Annotated in this window: 18 protein-coding genes, 1 rRNA gene and 1 other annotated feature; of the genes, 8 read left to right on the plus strand and 11 right to left on the minus strand. The window is 39.6% G+C overall.

Annotation, left to right across the window (positions count from 1 at the left end):
* Window positions 1-7 precede the first annotated feature (7 nt).
* Together ACIQAA_RS24645 and ACIQAA_RS24650 are read left to right on the plus strand one after the other, a co-directional pair.
* Entirely contained in the window at window positions 8-1279 is a 1272-nt protein-coding gene (locus ACIQAA_RS24645; RefSeq protein ID WP_402624934.1) for an S-adenosylmethionine decarboxylase related protein, read from the plus strand.
* 119 nt (window positions 1280-1398) lie between these two features.
* Window positions 1399-2016, plus strand: a complete 618-nt coding sequence (locus tag ACIQAA_RS24650) for an RraA family protein (protein WP_402624936.1) — start codon at window positions 1399-1401, stop codon at window positions 2014-2016.
* Between the two features lie 238 nt (window positions 2017-2254).
* Here ACIQAA_RS24650 and ACIQAA_RS24655 read toward each other — a convergent pair whose 3' ends face one another.
* Window positions 2255-2653: a c-type cytochrome gene (locus tag ACIQAA_RS24655; protein WP_402624939.1), complete on the minus strand. Its 399-nt coding sequence runs from the start codon at window positions 2651-2653 to the stop codon at window positions 2255-2257.
* A 275-nt stretch (window positions 2654-2928) separates the two neighbouring features.
* Between ACIQAA_RS24655 and ACIQAA_RS24660 the strand changes: the two genes are divergently transcribed.
* Both ACIQAA_RS24660 and ACIQAA_RS24665 read left to right on the plus strand, forming a co-directional pair.
* The gene (locus ACIQAA_RS24660; protein ID WP_402624942.1) at window positions 2929-3333 is read left to right on the plus strand and encodes a hypothetical protein; all 405 of its coding nucleotides are present in this window, start codon (window positions 2929-2931) and stop codon (window positions 3331-3333) included.
* Window positions 3334-3465: 132 nt separating this feature from the next.
* On the plus strand, window positions 3466-4377 hold the full coding sequence (locus ACIQAA_RS24665) for a DMT family transporter (RefSeq protein WP_402624944.1): 912 nt from the start codon (window positions 3466-3468) through the stop codon (window positions 4375-4377).
* A 42-nt stretch (window positions 4378-4419) separates the two neighbouring features.
* On the opposite strand, the gene ACIQAA_RS24670 is transcribed toward ACIQAA_RS24665, so the two are convergent.
* From ACIQAA_RS24670 to ACIQAA_RS24680, 3 genes are all read right to left on the minus strand, one after another.
* A complete protein-coding gene (locus ACIQAA_RS24670; protein ID WP_402624947.1) occupies window positions 4420-5688 on the minus strand; it encodes a S8 family serine peptidase in 1269 nt (422 codons plus the stop codon).
* 219 nt (window positions 5689-5907) lie between these two features.
* Window positions 5908-6138, minus strand: coding sequence for a hypothetical protein (locus ACIQAA_RS24675; RefSeq protein ID WP_402624950.1), 231 nt, complete (start codon window positions 6136-6138; stop codon window positions 5908-5910).
* A gap of 87 nt (window positions 6139-6225) precedes the next feature.
* Entirely contained in the window at window positions 6226-6687 is a 462-nt protein-coding gene (locus ACIQAA_RS24680) for a flavin reductase family protein (protein WP_402624953.1), read from the minus strand.
* Window positions 6688-6968: 281 nt separating this feature from the next.
* Here ACIQAA_RS24680 and ACIQAA_RS24685 point away from each other — a divergent pair, with 281 nt between their 5' ends.
* Complete coding sequence (locus ACIQAA_RS24685) at window positions 6969-8621, plus strand: FAD-binding dehydrogenase (RefSeq protein ID WP_402624956.1); 1653 nt, start codon at window positions 6969-6971, stop codon at window positions 8619-8621.
* A gap of 94 nt (window positions 8622-8715) precedes the next feature.
* A complete protein-coding gene (yyaC, locus tag ACIQAA_RS24690) occupies window positions 8716-9315 on the plus strand; it encodes a spore protease YyaC (RefSeq protein WP_402624958.1) in 600 nt (199 codons plus the stop codon).
* A gap of 74 nt (window positions 9316-9389) precedes the next feature.
* Here yyaC and ACIQAA_RS24695 read toward each other — a convergent pair whose 3' ends face one another.
* Complete coding sequence (locus ACIQAA_RS24695) at window positions 9390-10982, minus strand: amidohydrolase (protein ID WP_402624961.1); 1593 nt, start codon at window positions 10980-10982, stop codon at window positions 9390-9392.
* 250 nt (window positions 10983-11232) lie between these two features.
* Window positions 11233-12504, minus strand: coding sequence for a threonine ammonia-lyase IlvA (gene ilvA, locus ACIQAA_RS24700; protein ID WP_402624963.1), 1272 nt, complete (start codon window positions 12502-12504; stop codon window positions 11233-11235).
* Window positions 12505-12592: 88 nt separating this feature from the next.
* Window positions 12593-12843 (minus strand) — a binding site (T-box leader).
* A 196-nt stretch (window positions 12844-13039) separates the two neighbouring features.
* On the opposite strand from ilvA, the gene ACIQAA_RS24705 reads away from it, so the two are divergent.
* Window positions 13040-13552, plus strand: coding sequence for a gamma carbonic anhydrase family protein (locus ACIQAA_RS24705; protein WP_402624966.1), 513 nt, complete (start codon window positions 13040-13042; stop codon window positions 13550-13552).
* Window positions 13553-14076: 524 nt separating this feature from the next.
* Here ACIQAA_RS24705 and ACIQAA_RS24710 read toward each other — a convergent pair.
* Window positions 14077-15414 (minus strand): MDR family MFS transporter, encoded by a 1338-nt coding sequence (locus ACIQAA_RS24710; protein ID WP_402624969.1) that lies wholly within the window; start codon window positions 15412-15414, stop codon window positions 14077-14079.
* A gap of 201 nt (window positions 15415-15615) precedes the next feature.
* Here ACIQAA_RS24710 and ACIQAA_RS24715 point away from each other — a divergent pair, with 201 nt between their 5' ends.
* Window positions 15616-15969 carry a hypothetical protein gene (locus tag ACIQAA_RS24715; protein ID WP_402625007.1) on the plus strand — a complete coding sequence of 118 codons (354 nt, stop codon included), beginning with the start codon at window positions 15616-15618 and terminating at the stop codon, window positions 15967-15969.
* Window positions 15970-16006: 37 nt separating this feature from the next.
* Here ACIQAA_RS24715 and ACIQAA_RS24720 read toward each other — a convergent pair whose 3' ends face one another.
* The 4 genes from ACIQAA_RS24720 to rrf form a co-directional block, all read right to left on the minus strand.
* Window positions 16007-17131: an NADH-dependent flavin oxidoreductase gene (locus tag ACIQAA_RS24720; protein WP_402624972.1), complete on the minus strand. Its 1125-nt coding sequence runs from the start codon at window positions 17129-17131 to the stop codon at window positions 16007-16009.
* Between the two features lie 99 nt (window positions 17132-17230).
* Window positions 17231-18703: a diguanylate cyclase domain-containing protein gene (locus ACIQAA_RS24725; protein ID WP_402624975.1), complete on the minus strand. Its 1473-nt coding sequence runs from the start codon at window positions 18701-18703 to the stop codon at window positions 17231-17233.
* Window positions 18704-18972: 269 nt separating this feature from the next.
* Window positions 18973-19227, minus strand: a complete 255-nt coding sequence (locus ACIQAA_RS24730) for a DUF1292 domain-containing protein (protein WP_402624978.1) — start codon at window positions 19225-19227, stop codon at window positions 18973-18975.
* 153 nt (window positions 19228-19380) lie between these two features.
* Window positions 19381-19475, minus strand: a 5S ribosomal RNA gene (rrf, locus tag ACIQAA_RS24735); the annotation flags it as partial.

Below are 19475 nucleotides of genomic sequence, written 5' to 3' on the forward strand. Positions count from 1 at the left end.
TGTTGAAATGAAAGATCGCCAAACAGTTATATCCATTTTGGGAAGTGCTGGCGGGGTCGCAAAATCTATTCTTTCCATTTTAAATCATGCAGCAAGTGATACCAAAGATCCTATACATCCAATTTTGACAAATAGTGCGATTCACTTAATTGATCATAAACAAAAGGAACCCCAGTATTATCAAAACCTATATCCTCATTTAGAAAAATGGATGAACTATCATCAGTTTGACCTTAACGATAAAGAACAGATAATATACCATTTAACCAGTACCAATACGAGTATTGTGATTGATGTTTCATGGGCTGATACGGTTGAAATGCTGAAATGCTGTGACCAGCTGGGGATTAAATATATTAATTCTGCTCTAGAAAATACATTTATTGATGACCATGAAGAAGAATTCGCAGGGTTTCCACTGATAGAACGAATTCATTATTTTGAAAAACATAAAGACACTTTTAAAAATACCACCGCGATTGTATGCTCTGGTATGAATCCCGGAGTAGTACAGTGGATGGCATTTGAATTGATGAAACAACATGGTGATGAACAACCGCTGGGCTGCTACATTGTTGAGCACGATAGTTCTTTTTTCAAGAAAAAAACGAAGGCAAAAAAGGATGTCATCTATACAACTTGGTCTCCTGAATGTTTCCTGGACGAGGCCATTTTGTGCTATCCAATGTTCATGAAAAATCGTACACCGCTTTTTTTATATGAAAATGTATATGATATCGAATTTAAAGTTACCTTGGGGAAAAAGGTTTTCTATGGCTGTTTAATGCCGCATGAGGAAGTCTATACGCTAGGCAGGCTATTTGATATGGAAAGTGGGTTTTTGTATAAGGTAAATGACCATACGACTAAAATTATCCGTGAACATTTAGATGACACAGATGTTTTGTGGGATTTTGAAATGAAAGTACTCGATCCCCTGGAAGCACCGTTAACGGGTGAGGATTTAGTTGGTGTATTGCTGGTTTATCCAGATAAAGAGCGTTATATGTATAACGTGCTGGATAATGAAAGTATCTTTGCTCAGTACAAAACAAACGCAACGTACTTCCAGGTTGCTTGCGGGATTTATGCGTCCCTATCTGTGCTCCTTCTTGACCAGATACCAAAAGGTGTTTACTATGTGGACGAGTTATTACTAAATACGAAAAACCATTTTGGGCAATATTTAACCTGCTATATGACGGATTTTGTTGTTGGAGAAAATACCAAAACTGACGGATTGCTTTTAGACCGTATGAGAGAATTTCAGGATTTGTAAGAGCTTGGAGAAAAATCTCCAAGCTTTCCTTATGGCTATTTTCTAATAAAAATAGAATGTTTACCATCAAGCCGCATGTATAATAAAGAGTGAATGATTAAGCTTAGGGGGGAACGGAAGTGGAAAAAATAGTAAAGGATTTTCTGGGGATTCCAACTACCTGCATATCGGACGCAATGGATGGTTTAAATAATTTGCATCCCTCGATTAAACCTCTAATGGAAAATTACAAGCTCGCTGGGCGGGCTTACACAGTGAAAATTCCTGTTGGTGAAAATCTTTCAGTCCTAAAAGCTATCCGTGAAGCAAATCCAGGTGATATCTTAGTGGTTGATGCAAAAGGTGACCACTACAGGGCGATTGCCGGTGATTTTGTTGTAGGCATGGCACAAACATTGGGGATTGGCGGCCTTGTGGTCGACGGTGTGATACGTGACATTGCCGGCATTAAAGCATTGAATTTCCCGGTTTTTTCACGAGGAACGACGGTCGCAGCAAGCGGAAAAGCAGGCGTTGGTGAAGTGAACGTGCCCATTTCATGTGGCGGTGTTCCTGTAAACCCTGGGGATATCATCGTCGGAGACGCCGACGGAGTGGTCGTCATTCCTAAAGCAGCAGAACAAAGAATTTTAACTTTATCTTTAGAAAAAATGAAAAAAGACGAACGTCGAGAAGCAAGTATTTCTGGAAATCCTGATGCAATCCGGAGACATCTTGATCAATTATTATCAAAATGAGACCTATTTTTTAAATACCTTAAACAGCCTGGCAAACCAAAGAAACAACCTCCCCATCCATCGAATGACACCATGAAAAAGAACTTCTACAATGAAACTGACTATTATTTCGAATACTAGGTGCATAGGATTCCCCATTCAATAGTGTGTTCTTACCTCTATAATGTACAATTTTAACTTTTTTATGTGAATGTAAAAGGTATTGGTTTCGAACCAATACCTTTAAATAGTAATCTATTTATTTTTGATCCCATAAATAGTCTACTACTGCTTGGTACTCTGCTGCGGATAAAGAGGCAGGAGCACTTTTCGGCATATTCTTTTCAACAAAAGCTAAGAGATCCTCTTTTGTTTTAAAATCTGCATGAATTTTTGCACCATCAAGCTTTGCTTGACCACCTGTAATGTCCCCCGAACTGTGGCAGGAGATGCAGCTCTTTTGGAAAACTTCATTCCCTGCTAGAGATGTTGATGTTGAATCTCCTGTAGTACCAGAATCCTTATCCCCGCTTGAATCTTCACTGCCAGCTGTTTCTTCTGCTGCCGGTTCCTCACTAGCTGTCTGTTCATCATTCCCGCAAGCAGCCAATAGTGCCAGCAGTAACATAAAAAATACGATACTTAAAATCTTCTTCAACCCTAACACCTCTATTCAATTTTATATCGCATTGCCCATAATATGGGAGTCTTACTTCCTATGTAGCGAAACTGAATACATGGCCAAATACTATCTTCATCTTATTTTCACTAATCCGAAATTATACCTAGGTAATGGTACCGGTAAGTCAGAAAATTTTTTGCTCGTTCGCCCCTTTCTTCCGTTTTATTAAATAATTTGTTGAAGGTTAATCGTACTAATCCCTTATTGATGGTAATACAATAGAATATACGTTCGATGAGGAGGAGAGGATCTTGGGTAGACAGAATGATTCCTTCATTACAGATGAGATGCTGGTTAAATATTATGAGCTTAATAAGAAGAAAAAGGAAATTGAACTGGAAATGAATCAATTAAAGGACCAGTTTCAGGACTTTTTTAATAAACTGGTAGGTCCTGCAAATAAGGCCGAAATCACGATAAATGGCTATAAGCTGCAACGGCAAATAAGGAAAATTGAAAAATATAATGAAGACGTTACCGTCAAAAGATTAGAAGAATTACAACTGAACGATCTGGTTCAGGTTGTTAAAAAGCCGGATGACGCAAAAATTAAATCCGCCCTTCAACTAGGGTTATTAAGTGAAAGCAATCTAGAAGGCTGCATCGTTACCTCCTACTCCCCTGCAATTTCTGTTAAAACGTTAACTCCAAGATAATCGTAAAAGCCATTAGACAATGATCTGTCTAATGGCTTTTCTTTTTTAACCAGAAGTTTTCCCAAAATCTTCTTTTAAACTTTTTCAATTTCTGATAAATTAATAGAATGGTTTAATTGGGAGGGGATATATTTGACTACACTTGGTGCTTCTTTGTCGTATCCACGGACAAAAGGAATTTTATTAGTATTAATCGCGGCAACATCATGGGGTGTCTCAGGAACAGTTGCCCAGTACCTATTTCATCAGCAAGGCTTTAGCACTAACTGGCTGGTGGTAATACGACTGCTTTTGGCCGGACTGGGTTTATTACTTTTTGCTGATATAGTTGGGAAACAAAATATATGGAGTATTTGGAAAAATAAACGGGATCTTCTACAGCTTGTTGTGTTTGGAATTATCGGTATGCTCGGTGTTCAATATACTTTCTTTATGGCCATAGAGCAAGGGAATGCTGCCACTGCTACTGTTTTGCAATACTTGGCACCGGTACTGATCGCCTTATATTTTTGCTTCCGTACCAAGTCATTACCTGTAAAACATGAGATGATGGCCATAGTGTTTGCGGTAGGAGGGACATTCCTGCTGGTCACAAAAGGTAATATCCATTCACTTTCGATATCTGGCTCTGCCTTTGGCTGGGGGATACTATCTGCATTTGCTCTAGCTTTTTATACTCTTTACCCGGTAAAACTGCTCTCAAAATGGGGAACAACGTTAACCGTTGGCTGGGGAATGATGATTGGAGGTATTGGTTTAAGTTTCTTCCATCCTCCATGGAAATTTGAAGGTCACTGGTCACCCTCTTCTTTTATGGCAGTTGCATTTGTGGTTCTAGTTGGGACATTAATCGCGTTTCTCTGCTTTATGGAAAGCCTAAAATACATAAAAGCTTCTGAAGCGAGCCTTCTAGCCTGTATTGAACCACTCTCTGCCGCCTTTCTAGCCGTAGCCTGGCTTCATGTTTCCTTTAGTCCAATCGAATGGCTGGGGGCACTTTCAATTATTGCAACGATTTTTATACTTTCCGTAGTCAAACGGTAACGAGAAAAGCCATCTAAAATATCAGATGGCTTTTCTCTATGATTATTTTACTCTTGCAAAACCAAATCCTGACGCATAGTCATCTCCTGTCGTTGCACCATACCCGCCTTTAATGTCGTAAAGTTTCGCTCTTCTTTGTAACTCAGATCGAAGCTGCGTGTGAGACCAAGATAAATTAGATGACCAAATTTTTGCAGCTAAGCCTGACACATGTGGAGTAGCCATGGAAGTTCCACTAATCGTATTGTAATTGCCATCATACCAGGTTGATTCAATTGCAGCACCTGGTGCAGAAATTTCTACATCCTTTTCTTGAATCACGTAATCACCATCTGTTAAAGGATTACCGCGAGATGAGAAATTGGCAATGCGGTAGGTGCCATTTTGCTGAACATTTTCTAAGGCTGCTACTGCAACGGCATTCTTTAAGGCACCTGGATATCCAATCGTATTGGCCGCATATCCGGAGTTACCTGCTGCTGCGACAACTAAAACTCCCTTGCTATAGGCATAATCTACTGCACTAGCAATCATCGTATCTTTTCCGCTTGAGCCGAGTGACATCGAAAGGACCACTTTTGAGCCTGTTCTTACTGCTTCATCCGCTACGTGACGAATCGCTCCAGCTATATCATCGGAATAACCAGACCCACTGTCCGTTAATACCTTATACGCCCAAAGTTTCGCTTGCGGTGCGACACCATAAATACCTAAACCATCTGAAGCTCCGTGTGCCAATACAGTTCCAGCGACGTGTGTACCATGTCCGTTACGGTCTGTACATGAATTATTAACAATAGGTGAAGATGTTTGGGTGAAGTCTTTACATTGTTCTGCACTTCCTACTAAATCATAGTGATTTATATACGTACCCGTATCTAAAACAGCAACTTTAATTCCTGCTCCGCCTGATGTACTTGTGATATTCGGGTCATTATAAAGCGCTTGCATCCCCCACGGTGTCCGGTCACTTGGAAGAGATGTAATAGCAGTTGTACCGATTTTGTCTTTTGAAGTATTTTCTATTCGATCCAATTGTACTTCTGAAACCTTCTCAATCGTTAAATTTTTATTATTTAGTAAAGCTTGATATTGTTTCGAATTAACAGTGGTTGTATATCCTTCATCTCCAAAATCCCATCGTACTCCAGTAGTTTGCTTTGCTTTTCCTTTTTCAGAACTTGGTCCATTAATAACGACTCGGAAGGTTTCCTTTGAATCAGTGCCTTCACCATAAGCGGCTGAGGCATACAACGAAACCCCCATGGTTAATGCAAGTAATGCTGAGGCAATCCTTTTTTTCTTTTTCATCTCATTTCCCCTCTCCTGCTTTTTTTTATGTACAGCTTTCTTACGGCTGTAATATTGAGTCTATTTAGAAATTTCTAATTAATCAATAGACTGCAGGTTGGGAAATAATTTGAGGTGTAAACGCTTTCTTAAAAAGGGAAATCAATTTAATTTGCATCACATCAAAAAAATGCAGACCAAAAACGGAGAGATCATAAGATTCCTCCGTTTTTCACCCTTTTATGATAGGAAAGTTTTTATAGCAATCGCGAATACAAATACTGCAAGAAAAATACTGATATATCCACGGCGTTTTATCCCTTGTTTAAGCTCGTCCAAACCGCCCGCTAAAATAAAAGCACTTAAACTCAACATCATGATTGGCTGCGCCACAAAATTTTTCGTTACTAAACCATATCCTGCTAATAATATAACAACGATTCCCAATATAATTCTTATTTTCTTTAACAAAGGTAAACCCCTCCCGTTCTCATTGTACAATACAGAAGTAGAAGTACAATAGGAAAAAGCTGCCAAGTGACAGCTTCTTCCTAGGTGTTATTGTGATAATTTGCGGTATTGACCACCGAAATATAGCAATGGCTCCCCTTCATTCACCTTAAGGTCAGTAACCTCGCCGATAAATAAAACGTGATCCCCTGCCTCCACCTCGTTGTAAAGATTACACGTCATGTTCGCAAGTGCTCCCTGGATAACAGGCAGATTACCGAATTGCTCGAAATTATAGGGAGTTTCCTCTTTTATTTGACCTGCGAACCTCATGGATTCTGTTTGTTGATCTTCCGATAAAAAGCTTACTGCAAATTTTTTTGTTTGTTGAATGAAAGGCAGCATTCTAGCTCTTTTATCGATCGATACAAGAATTAATTTTGGATTTAATGAGACAGATACAAAGGCATTCGCTGTCATCCCATGTGCTTCACCTTCTACTTCAGTTGAAACAACGGTGATACCCGTTGCAAATTTCCCCATTGCATTTCGAAAAAAACGATCGTCCATTTCTCAACACCCCTGCTCTTATTTACGATGTGATGCTCACCTAGTAAACTAGGTTATCTAGACCGAATATTCTTTCTTAATCTTATTATCTTTGATATCTGGTGTCTAATATGCTGTTTCTTTCCTCTTTTTTATTACCAAATCTTAAGCAATCTCCCCTCTGTAAAACATTACTATCTATTATTCTATTTTCTGCGTCCATATTCCTGTTATAAATCCTCGATTGACTTTTCGGAATATTTAAAATACCATCGAAGTATCTGATGTTGTGGGGGTAAATTATGAGGTATGATGTCATTGTAGTAGGTGCAGGGCTCGCTGGTTTAGTGGCAGCAGCTGAGCTTGCGGACGCAGGTAAGAAAGTGTTGCTCCTGGATCAAGAACCAGAGGCTTCTATTGGGGGACAGGCCTGGTGGTCCTTTGGGGGATTGTTTCTAGTTGATTCACCTGAACAACGAAGGATGGGCATAAAAGATTCACGCGAACTCGCCTGGCAAGATTGGCTCGGGTCAGCAGGTTTTGACAGAGAAGATGACGAAGACTTTTGGGGTAAAAAATGGGCTGAGGCATATGTTGACTTTGCTGCCGGAGAAAAACGTGAATGGTTATTTAAAATGGGAGTCCGTTTCTTTCCAGTTGTGGGCTGGGCCGAGCGTGGCGGATACCTAGCTGATGGACATGGAAACTCTGTACCACGATTCCATATTGTATGGGGAACGGGTCCGGGTATTGTTGAACCATTTGAAAAAAAAGTCCGTAATGCCATGTCTGCAGGACTTGTGGACTATCGTCCTCGGCATCGTGTTAATGAATTACTGACAGATGATGGTGCTGTCATTGGAGTGAACGGATCCATTCTCGTCCCTAGCACAGCAGCCCGCGGCCAAGCAAGTTCCCGTGAAGTAATCAGTGACTTTGAATTCCATGCACAAGCTGTGATTGTAACAAGTGGCGGCATCGGGGGCAATCCAGATTTGATTCGAAAAAATTGGCCGATGCGACTCGGGAAAGCGCCAAAAAATATGATTTCAGGTGTACCTGATCATGTTGATGGCAGAATGCTAGATATCACCGAGAACGCTGGCGGCAGAATCGTCAACCGCGACCGTATGTGGCACTATACCGAAGGGATTAAAAACTGGAATCCGATATGGAGCAATCACGGTATCCGCATCCTTCCAGGACCTTCTTCAATTTGGCTTGATGCAAAAGGAAAGCGTTTTCAAGTGCCGAATTTCCCTGGGTTCGACACGTTAGGTACGTTAGAAGCCATTCAGAAAACGGGATTTGATTATTCCTGGTTTATCTTAACTCAGAAAATAATAGAAAAAGAGTTTGCACTTTCTGGGTCTGAGCAAAACCCTGACCTCACTGAAAAAAGTATTAAGAAAGTACTGTCTCGTGTTCTTCCAGGACCGACAGCTCCAGTTAAGGCGTTTATGGACAAAGGCGAGGATTTTGTAATTGCAGACAATTTAACGGAGCTTGTGGAGTGTATGAATAAGCTTACAGGTGATAACCTTCTAACCTTAAATGAGATCAAGCGGCAAATCGCTGCTAGAGACCGTGAAATGGATAATAAGTTTACAAAGGATCTGCAGGTAACGGCCATTCGCGGGTCACGCAATTATGTTGGTGACAAGTTGATTCGTGTCGCCTCGCCTCATAAATTGCTAGATCCTAAAAATGGTCCATTGATTGCGGTGCGCCTACATATTGTTAGTCGAAAAACATTGGGCGGTCTCCAAACAGATTTATCTGGCCGAGTACTTAATTCAGGGGGTGAACCTGTGCCCGGCTTATATGCCGCTGGCGAGGTTTGCGGATTTGGCGGCGGCGGGGTTCATGGCTACCGTGCACTGGAGGGAACCTTTCTCGGTGGATGCCTATTCACCGGCAGACAAGCAGGACGTGCTCTAGCAAAGGAATTATAGATTAGTTGGTTTGATAATTTTTCAAAAATAGAAGGATAATTTTATAGGAATGAAGAATTTTTTGAAAGTATAAAAGATGGTGAGGTGTTAAAGCATGGACAGTGGCACTGTTAGTATTAGTTTACCAACTAAACCGAATATAGTTATTCCCTATAATGATAGATTAGCACCTCTCTATATTCGCCAGGCACTTTATTCACTCATTCCAGATGAAACTGAACATATTTATGTGATTGGGATTGGCTCTAGCCGGATTAATGGTGACAGCCTGGGTCCTTTTGTTGGAAGCTTGTTGAAAAACAACTTTTCTGATCACTTAACCGTGCTTGGAAACCTGCAGGCACCACTTGACGCAACAACACTTGTACCGGAACTAGGACAACTCTCCTTCAGAAAAAATAGTTTTGTTCTAGCAATTGATAGTGTTTTAGGAAGTGAAGAATACGTAAATTCCATCGTGGTAAAGGACGGACCGATGGTGCCGGGTGTTGGACTGGGAAATATTCTTCCTCCGATTGGGAACTGCAGTATAACAGGTGTGGTCCTCGAGAATGATCCTGCCTTAAAAAATTCACTGCTATGTACAGATCTTAACCTCGTATATACCATGGCTACTTCAATTGCTAAGGGTATTTCTTTAACCGTTAGACAATATTTCAAATATCCATCTTACCAGCCAATTTTAACTTATTAATATACTTTACATAAAAAACAATGGATCCGGTTTGGAGATCCATTGTTTTTTTATAATCGGTTTAATCCTGTTTTTTAAACTTCTTGAACTTTCCCATCAATTATGGTCATTTCAATTTCCGTATTTAATAGTTCATCAGGATTGTCCAATTCAAAGAGATTCTTAGAATACACCGTCATGTCCGCTAACTTCCCTCTTGAAATCGTACCTTTTATGGCTTCCTCGTTTGTCGCATAAGCCCCGCCAACCGTAAAAAGCTTAACAGCCTCAAACATCGAGATCTTCTGACTCTCATTCCAGACCTCATTCTTACCTGGCGTTTTTCGAGTAACAGCTGCATGAATTCCAAGCAATGGATCAACAGGTTCAACAGGTGCGTCAGATCCTCCTGCACAGATAACTCCATTAGAGAGTAAGGATTTCCAGGCATACAAATAGGATTCCCGCTCCTTACCAATCCGTTCGATTACCCATGGATAATCTCCAACAACAAACCTAGGCTGGATGTCCGCAACGATGCTTGGGTCCGCTAATCGAGCTATTAAATCTTCCCTAACTAATGAAGTGTGGATGATCCGATCACGATAATTCACCTTCGGAAATTGATCTAAAATATCAAGAACATTCTCCAGCGCCTGATCACCAATCGTATGAACGGCTATAGGCATGGACTGCTCCCGTGCATCTTTTACAATGTTGTAAAGAACTTCTTCTGTTTGCATGGATTCTCCAAATTGACCAGGTTCATCATGATAAGGCTCCGAAAGCAGTGCGGTTCGGCGTCCAAATGCACCATCTGCAAATATTTTTATAGCGCCGATTTGCAGTTTCTCATTTCCAAAACTAGCAAACATCCCTTTTGCCTTTAACGCAGGCAGATATGGATAATCAATCAAAAGGTTGCACCGTAACCCTTTTTGTTCCTGATTGAGTAACTCATCATACATGCGATATGTTTGCTCTAATCCTCCTAAATAAGCAGGATCATTGGTATGCACACTCGTTAAGCCTTTTTTTATCGCGAATTTCATTGCTTGTCCCAAACCATTTTTTAACTCATCGTATGTTTTATCGGGGATGTGTTTGGTAACTAATTGGGAAGCAGACTCCAACAGCAGCCCAGTTGGTTTTTTTGTTTGTGGATCCAGAACCACCCTTCCACCCTGCGGTACCTCCATCGTTGGATGATAGTGGCTCATTTCAAGTGCTTTACTATTTACTAAAAATGCATGATAGCAAATCCTTTTAAGGTAAATGGGACAATGCGGTGCAACGTGATCTAATTCCTCGATTGTCGGAATAGATCCTTCTGTAAACAGATTCTCATCCCAGCCCATTCCAATCAGCCATTTACCAGGAGCAACGGTATCTGCTTTTTGCCTTATTTTATCGAGCATTTCAGATTTCGATGTTACCCCTGTTAAATCTAAGTCCAAAAAATTAAATGCGACACCTGACATGTGTAAGTGGCTGTCTATCAAACCAGGAGTAACCATTTTTCCCTGCAGGTCCATTACTCTTGTCCCCACTTTTCCCCATTGTAAGCTCATCTCGTGGTGTGAACCTAAATCTAGAATCCTGCCATTCTCAATGACCACAGACTCAACTACTGGCTGGTTAGAATCAAGGGTATAAATGACCCCATTTGTATAAATTGTCTTCGACACGTAGCCCCCACCTTGTACTTTAATGTAATCTTGAATCTATTATAAATGAAAATACAATTTCAGTGGAAGCATAGTTACCCAATTACCTTTGTTGCTGGCATTACGGTAACAATTGTCCTTGGATTGTTACCCAAATCCCTTTTTTACATGGTTTTCGGTCACGATCATGAACCTTAAAACAGATTTAGGTGTCGGAGAAGCCTTTTTCAAGCTAGAATAGCAAAGAGCCCAATTGGGCTCTTTTTTTGATCTATACAAGCATTTGGAACAAGGTGCTGTCTTTATTTACTTCACGGTAAACAAATCCTTTTGCTTTAATACGTTCCATCAGTGGGAAGTAATCATCCTTGCACTTCAGCTCAATTCCTACTAAGGCTGGACCGGTTTCACGGTTATTCTTTTTCGTGTATTCAAAATGACTGATATCATCATTCGGCCCCAGGACATCATCTAAAAATTCGCGTAATGCACCTGGCCGCTGAGGAAATTGAACAATAAAGTAATGCTGCAGCCCTTCATATAACTTTGAGCGTTCTTTGATTTCCTGCATCCGGCCGATATCGTTGTTTCCGCCGCTTACGATACAGACCACCGTTTTGCCTTTAATTTCATCTGTAAATTGATCGAGTGCGGCAATGGAGAGTGCACCTGTTGGTTCAACCACAATCGCATTTTCATTGTAGAGAGCTAATAGTGTAGTGCAGACTTTTCCTTCTGGTACGACCACAATATCATCAACGACTTCTTTACAAATCTCAAAAGTCATGGAACCGACGGTTTTAACTGCTGCTCCATCCACAAACGGGTCAATTTCTTTCAGAGAAGTCACTTCTCCATTAAAAATAGACTCCTTCATCCCTGCTGCCCCTTGAGGTTCTACCCCAATTAACCGGATTTCTGGTGAAAAATGTTTAATATAGGTTCCGACTCCAGAAAGAAGTCCACCTCCGCCAATAGCCCCAAATACGTAATCGATTTTTTCATTACAATCATTCAGCAGCTCTACGGCAACCGTACCTTGACCAGCAATCACGTCTGGATCATCGAATGGATGGATAAACGTTCTATTTTCTACTTGACTGCATTCCATTGCTTTTTCATATGCGTCATCAAAGGTATCCCCTACTAAAACAATCTCTACATGTTCCTTACCCCAAAATTTTACTTGATTCACCTTTTGCTTTGGAGTAGTACTCGGCATAAACACTTTTCCATTAATTTTTAAATGGTTGCAAGAATAGGCGACCCCTTGTGCGTGATTTCCAGCGCTTGCACAAATAATTCCATTTTCTAATTCTTCCGCTGTTAACTTTTTAATGCGATTATAAGCACCGCGGATTTTAAAAGAACGAACACTTTGCATGTCCTCTCTTTTCAAATAAATATGACAGTCATATCGCTCAGATAATAAGTGATTATACTGCAGAGGAGTTGGCGAAATCACATCCTTAATGGTGTGGCTTGCAATAATGATATCCTCTACTTGGACAGTTTTTTCTTTTTGGTCTACTTGTTGATTCATTTCACTTTCCTCCTCTTTTTTTGATCAAACTACATCGCCCTTTTAAGGCATACATATTTTTTGAAAACAACAAAAAACCCGCCCCTTGTATAGGGACGAGTTTAACTCGCGATACCACCCTACTTCCGCAGCAAAAATCACCTGGCTGCGGCTCTCGATTAACGTATCTTAATGATACGTATCCATGTAACGGCGGATTATTCCGGTGCAGCTTACTTCTATCCTTTCAGCTGCACATCTCAGAGATGATCTTCAGATAAGCCCTGCCATCGACTCCCAGCAAATGTCGACTCTCTTTGGACAAGGTGCTTAGCCTACTGTTCTCGTCATCAATTCGTTTTAAATTATTTATAAGATTATCACTGTAAAGCGTCAGAGTCAATGTTTTTTGACTATTTTAATTATTTTGTTAATTATTAAAGCGCTTTCATTGAAAAAGTTGTTCACAAACCAATTTCTTTCCCCTATTAGAATTGCAATGGTATAATTTTCTTTAAATGTAAAACAATTCTGAATATAAAGGAGAGATTTAACGATGAATATTCCTTACAAAGGTACAACACCTAACGTGGATGAAAGTGTATTTGTCGCACCTGGTGCTTATATTATTGGAGATGTTACGATTGGAGAGGAATCGACCGTTTGGTTTAATGCTGTGCTGCGTGGAGATGATGGCCCAATCAGGGTTGGGAAAAGATGCAGTATTCAAGATAATTCCACGATTCATCTGTATGAAGGTTCTCCTGTTGAAATTGGAGACGATGTTACCATTGGACATAATGTTATTTTGCATGGCTGCAAGATTGGAAGAAATTCAATTATTGGAATGGGGTCAACTTTACTAGACAATGTCGAAGTTGGGGAAGAATGTATTATTGGTGCAAACACACTTTTAGCTGGCGGAATTAAAATCCCTCCTCGATCCCTCGTTCTAGGTTCGCCAGGGAAAGTAGTCCGTGAATTAACAGAAAAGGACCTGCAGATGCTCAAATATTCCAGTGATAACTATGTGGAAAAAGGAAAAGAATATAGAGAAATAGTAAAATAATTAACATGAAAAAAAGTCCAATTCATACTGGACTTTTTTTCATATAGGCTGTGTTAAAGGAGACTGTTGATTTTAGAACCTGTTGATTGGAGCGGAAGGCGCTTGACTCCTACGGGATACACGAGCTGAGTGAGACCCCGCAGGGAGGAACGACCGAGGAGGCTCACGGGCGAGCCCGCGGAAAGCATAGCGCCCGGAGCGCAAATCAACAGCCAAGATTAACACAGCCTTCATATAAAAAGGCAAGCATAGTGCTATGCTCACCTTTTGTCCCTGCAATGCGAAACGATCTTACTTTACGAATACACTGTGCTTAGTCTAAGGGGCTTCCTTAACAAAATATTCAACTTACATTGAAGATTGTTAAGGATATAAGTTAACCTAATCCCTAGAAGCATTAAGGATCTTAATAAGCTAATAAGTATATTCAAAGTATATCCCCCCACATTGAAGTTTAGTGTTATTGGATAACACTAGGTCTATTATTTAACTGCGAAGGTATTTTATTCAACACGATTAAACCATTACTTTGATAATGCTGTCTCTCCAACAGGTGATGTTTTTTCTGGAATTCGCAAGCTGAGAAAAATAGTAATGAAACTCAAAATAAGTGCGTATAAGAAGACGTTTTTCATCCCTGTGGCTAGTGTAACACCATGGTTAATAATGACGCCCATAATGGTAACTCCAACGGATGTCCCAATATTTCTTAAAAATATTTGGAGTGAAGTTGACATTCCCTTTATATTGGCATCGGCAAACTCTTGTGATGCAATCGTTCCAAGGGCAAACAATAAACCAAAGCAAAAACCCTGGACCGTTAAGATGATAAACAAACCAATATAGGATAATTCCTGGATAAATAAATAAAGGACCAATCCTGAAGCGGTTGTCACAATACTGCCGATCATAAATAAAACCTTATAGCCAAAGCGAATAATCCATTTTCCTGCAGGAGTACTTCCAAACGACCAGCCAAGTGCAATACTTAACAAAATCAATCCACTTTTATAAATGCTCATTTGACTGCCTTCCTGTAAATATAACGGAATAAAGTTCGATGTTCCATAGAAAGACAGGCAGTAAATTAACATAAAAAGATTCGTCGATCGTAAACCTTTATTTTTTAATAAGGCAACGGGAAGAAACGGATGCCGCTCTTTTCTTTCCACAAGGACAAATAGAATAAACCCTATAACACCACTAAGAACGTACCAGGCAGGTTTACTCATGCTGGTTGATAACAATAATAGTGTGATAGAAATTCCAAAAAGGAAGAACCCTTTATAATCGATATGTGTCTTTTTGTATTCCGCAGCTTCCTTATATGGTATTAAGCAAAGAATCGTTGCAATACCAATAGGGATATTGATAAAGAATATCCATCTCCAGGACAACTCTTCCACAAACAAGGATCCTAATATAGGTCCAATGATTGAAGATACCGCCCATATACCGCTAAAGACGGCTTGGATTTTCCCGCGTTTTTCAATCGTAAATAAATCACCCACTATGATCATGGAGAGAGGAATCATTCCACCTGCCCCTAATCCTTGTATTCCTCGAAAAATAATCAACGTTACCATGGAATTAGCTAAACCGCAAAGAATCGACCCAATGGTAAACAAAGCTACGGCAATCATTAAAAGTTTTTTTCTGCCATACATATCCGATAATTTCCCATAAAGAGGAACCGTTATGGTACTTACTAACATATAAACAACAAATATCCATGAAAACAATTCAATGCCCCCAAGTTGTTTAACAATCGTTGGACTTGCTGTTTGCATGATATTTGTATCAAGAGCTGAAATAAGTGTTGTAATGATAAGCCCTATAAACACATACTTATTCTTGTTCATTTTGTTCCTCCTGGATGGTGCTGATGATAATTTAAATTTTTTACAAAATTTTTATTCACCCCTGCTATTATAGCAAAATGCTATTTTATGTAACTACAATTTTCTATTTATGGGCTAAATGGATAGTTCCTTCTTTTAATTGGGTATGCTAGTTCCTATAGCGAAGGAGGAATAACCTTGGAAGATAACATCATTGAGGTAATGGATGAAAGGTTGAAAGAACAAATTGAATATGAAATAAGGGGTATGAAGTTCACGAAACATTTTCGGTCACCAACAGCAGAGGAATGGTATATGTTTCTTCCCAGTTATACGGACCCGGTAACCGGAGGTGCGGCTGGAAAAACCATTATCCATTATAACCTTTATGATACCAAACAGATTTTTATTAATACCACGATCATATTTGATGATCCTTCCCTTCATAAGAGCGAACAGCACCAACTGGTTTATGCTCTTGCAGATGAAATTGTGAATCGGCTGGTAGGTTATGCTGACACGCTTTTATCTGTTCATTCTGGCGAAAATTCATATAACGCTGAGTATAAACAGTAAAGAGTTCATCCCGACCTTAGGATGAACTCTTTTCGCTTTACTGAATTCCAGGAAACCACCCTGGTGTGTGAGTAATCGCCTGCCATAGTGGATCAGGAATCACAAGCTGCTCCTGATTATTCTTATTAATCTCCGTAATAATCTCATTTTCTTTACCTTCTTTTACCTTCTGTACCCAATCAGGATCAATAATCATTTCACGTCCTAGGGCAATCAGTGCAACCCCTGTTTGGAAGGCTTTTAAAGCTTCATCTGGTGTATAGATGGAGCCGACCCCAATCACTGGGACTTTATTTCCAACCCGTTCTTGAATGATTTCTATTCGAGAACGAGTATCGTCCACACCTCTTCTTGGAGTGGACCAGAAATCTTGCAGGGAGACATGAAGATAGTCTAGATCCTTTTTGGCTAGTTCATCGATTAAGACAAGGGTATCTGCCATGGTAATGCCGGGTGTTTCGGCCTCTTCTGGAGAAAAGCGGTATCCGACAATAAACGGCTCTTTGGCATTCTCAGCCGCCACTCGCTTAACTTCATCCACAACAGCCATTGGGAAGGATAAGCGTTTTTCTAAACTGCCTCCCCAATGATCGTTACGACGGTTGGAGTGTGGAGAGAAAAACTGTTGAATAAGATAACCGTTTGCACCATGGATTTCAACTCCATCATAGCCCGCTTCTATCGCACGGCGTGTGGTTTCACCAAAGTCACGGATAATGGAACGAACTTCTTCATCAGATAATTCGCGTGGAACCGGCTTCCCATCACCTTCTGCTGGGACATTACTAGCACTAACAATATCGCCATCGGGTATTAATTCAGGCGGAACCTGCCTGCCGCCGTGGAAGATTTGTAATATTGCCTTGGCTCCTTGCTCTTTTATAGCAGTTGCCAGCTTTTGTAAGCTGGGTATTAATTCATCCCGATCCCCGCCAAATTCTCCATGAAATCCCTTCCCATTCGCTGTAACGTATGTACAAGCGGTAATAACCATCCCAACGCCGCCAGAACGTCTTGCATAATATTTTACCTCTGACTCCGTAACCGTTCCATCAGGATTGGATGACCAATTTGTCATGGGTGCCATCACCAATCGGTTTTTTAATTGGATTCCATTTTTATATGTCAATGTTTCAAATAATGGTTCATATTTAGAGTTCACCGCTATGTACCCCCATTGTTAATCTATTTTTTGCTTTCTTATTTTCCAGTTATTTTATCTAAAATAAACTTGTAAATAATACAAAAAAACATCTTGCTTTTAGGCAAGATGGGAAAGTTGGTTGAAAATAAGCTGGTTACGTCTGCTTTCTTTTGCTTTATATAATTCAATATCAGCAAGTTTAATTAAATCCTCTGGTTTCGTTTTTTCATCCGGAATCAGTGTTGAGCAGCCAATACTTATGCTGACAATGGGTTCTATTACGTTTGAAAGATAAGGTATATTAAGATTTTTTACATTTGCCTGAAGCAATTCAGCCACATGAGCTGCTCCTTGTTTATCAGTTTCTGGCAGCAAAATTACGAATTCTTCCCCGCCGTATCTTGCTGCAAAATCACCAGGTCTCTTTAAAGTATCTTTTAATACTGAGGCAATTTGCCTTAAACATTCATCGCCCGCCTGATGACCATTAAAGTCATTGTATTTTTTGAAAAAATCAATATCAATCATGATAGCTGAAAATGGACTAGAATTTCGTTTCAACTGCTTCCATTCCTCTTGCAGTTTTTCATCAAAACATCTTCGATTTGGGATACCTGTCAGCCCGTCCATATTTGAAATATAGCGAAGCATGACATTTGCGTCATGAAGTCTTTTTTCTTTTTCTAAACGTTCTGTAATATCTCGTGAAACAGCTACAATTCCTACAAGCTTTCGAGAATTCTTTCGAATGGTGCGAGCATTTGTTTCTATCCAAATATACGAACCATCTTTTTTCTTAATTCGGTGCGAGAATGCAGCAAAATCCAATTCGGAATCTGCCTCTAGGAGCAATGCAGTTACTTTTTCTACCTCATCAGGATGTAAATAGTCAAATAAATGGCTGCCAATCATTTCCTCTTGGTTGAAGTCTAATAAATCCTTACTTGATGGAGATAAATATTCATAATACCCGTTGTGATTGAGAAAAGAGATAAGATCTGTTGTGTTTTCTGTAATAAATCGATACAGTTCTTCATTTTTCCTTACCTCTTCTTCTAGTCTATTACGTTTAGTTACATCCCGCATAAAGACTTCTACAGCAGGTTTATCATTATAAAGAATTGGGGCAGAGGAAATTTCGACGTCCAAAATGGAATTGTGTGTGGTTTTAATTTTTAATTCAACACGATTGAGACTTTTATTCCCATTATGGATTTCATTTAACCGTTTCTTTACGATAGGATGATAGTCGGGTAAAATACATTCAAATATGGATTTCCCCAGTATTTCATCCGAAGATGATCGAACCAATTCCTCAAATTTATGATTCACAAATACAATTTTCTCATCTTGATATACAAAAATGGGTTCGGGTGAAAATTTTAATAAATTTGATAATCTATTTTTACTCATTTCAGCCCTATTCTTATAGTAAATAGCCTTATCATAAACCCATCCGAGTGAGGCAGCAATGGCAGCAAATAGAATAGCTTCAAGGATTGACCATGTAGTTGTAGGTTCGGAAAAAGATTCAATAATAGAAACCATCATGGATATAATAAGTAAAGTGATTCTGCCTGTGTATTTCATCGTTCCCACCCCAAAAATAACATAATTTTTCTATATGGAGCCAATTGAACTATAAACATATCGATGATACTAGTTCTAATTATTTACATTTCTACTACTTAAAATATAGTTTAACTAAGTTTAACATACCATACTGTGATTCCTTATATATCAATCATTTATGTTTTTATTTTGACATTTTTATGTAAAAAAAGGAGCTGTAAATAAGCCAGTCGGATACGACTGGCGTTAGTTTCTTTGTCAACATAACATTATTATGTAGTAAAGATTTATTCTGCAGGTGCTTCCTTCACGGCAATTTGGTATGCATCCAAAATGGACTGGCTTTCAACTGGATCAGAAATTCCAACTAAATATTGGTCTCCTTCTTCCCCTTCTACCTGCATGACCATCGTTTCATCTTCTGCTGCCAAAAGGGCATACGATTTACCTTCCATTTCAAACAATGCCTCAACAGCGAAATCCTTTAGGTTTCCGTCATCGTCCTTTATGGTAATATAATCACGCGGTTCATCGTGCATCATATTTCAATCACCTCCATAGAACTTACTTTCCCCTATGAGTGAAGATTTAATTAGGGAACAGTTGGAGATTGGTACCCTCGTTTAGAGATATGTTAGGGCATAATTCATTATAAAATATACAAAAACACAACCCATAACAGGTTGTGCTTATTTGCCTGGCAACGTCCTACTCTCACAGGGACAAAGTCCCAACTACCATCGGCGCTGAGAAGCTTAACTTCCGTGTTCGGTATGGGAACGGGTGTGAC

The organism is Neobacillus sp. NPDC093182, assembly GCF_044754045.1.

Excerpts from the sequence above, each read along its gene's own strand:
- ACIQAA_RS24645 (WP_402624934.1), top strand. The coding sequence starts at position 8 with ATGAAAGATCGCCAAACAGTTATATCCATTTTGGGAAGTGCTGGCGGG.
- ACIQAA_RS24680 (WP_402624953.1), bottom strand. The coding sequence starts at position 6,687 with ATGGACGATCGTTTTTTTCGAAATGCAATGGGGAAATTTGCAACGGGT.
- ACIQAA_RS24715 (WP_402625007.1), top strand. The coding sequence starts at position 15,616 with ATGGATGAAAGGTTGAAAGAACAAATTGAATATGAAATAAGGGGTATG.
- ACIQAA_RS24705 (WP_402624966.1), top strand. The coding sequence starts at position 13,040 with ATGAATATTCCTTACAAAGGTACAACACCTAACGTGGATGAAAGTGTA.
- ilvA (WP_402624963.1), bottom strand. The coding sequence starts at position 12,504 with ATGAATCAACAAGTAGACCAAAAAGAAAAAACTGTCCAAGTAGAGGAT.
- ACIQAA_RS24725 (WP_402624975.1), bottom strand. The coding sequence starts at position 18,703 with ATGAAATACACAGGCAGAATCACTTTACTTATTATATCCATGATGGTT.
- yyaC (WP_402624958.1), top strand. The coding sequence starts at position 8,716 with ATGGACAGTGGCACTGTTAGTATTAGTTTACCAACTAAACCGAATATA.
- ACIQAA_RS24710 (WP_402624969.1), bottom strand. The coding sequence starts at position 15,414 with ATGAACAAGAATAAGTATGTGTTTATAGGGCTTATCATTACAACACTT.
- ACIQAA_RS24730 (WP_402624978.1), bottom strand. The coding sequence starts at position 19,227 with ATGATGCACGATGAACCGCGTGATTATATTACCATAAAGGACGATGAC.
- ACIQAA_RS24685 (WP_402624956.1), top strand. The coding sequence starts at position 6,969 with ATGAGGTATGATGTCATTGTAGTAGGTGCAGGGCTCGCTGGTTTAGTG.
- ACIQAA_RS24670 (WP_402624947.1), bottom strand. The coding sequence starts at position 5,688 with ATGAAAAAGAAAAAAAGGATTGCCTCAGCATTACTTGCATTAACCATG.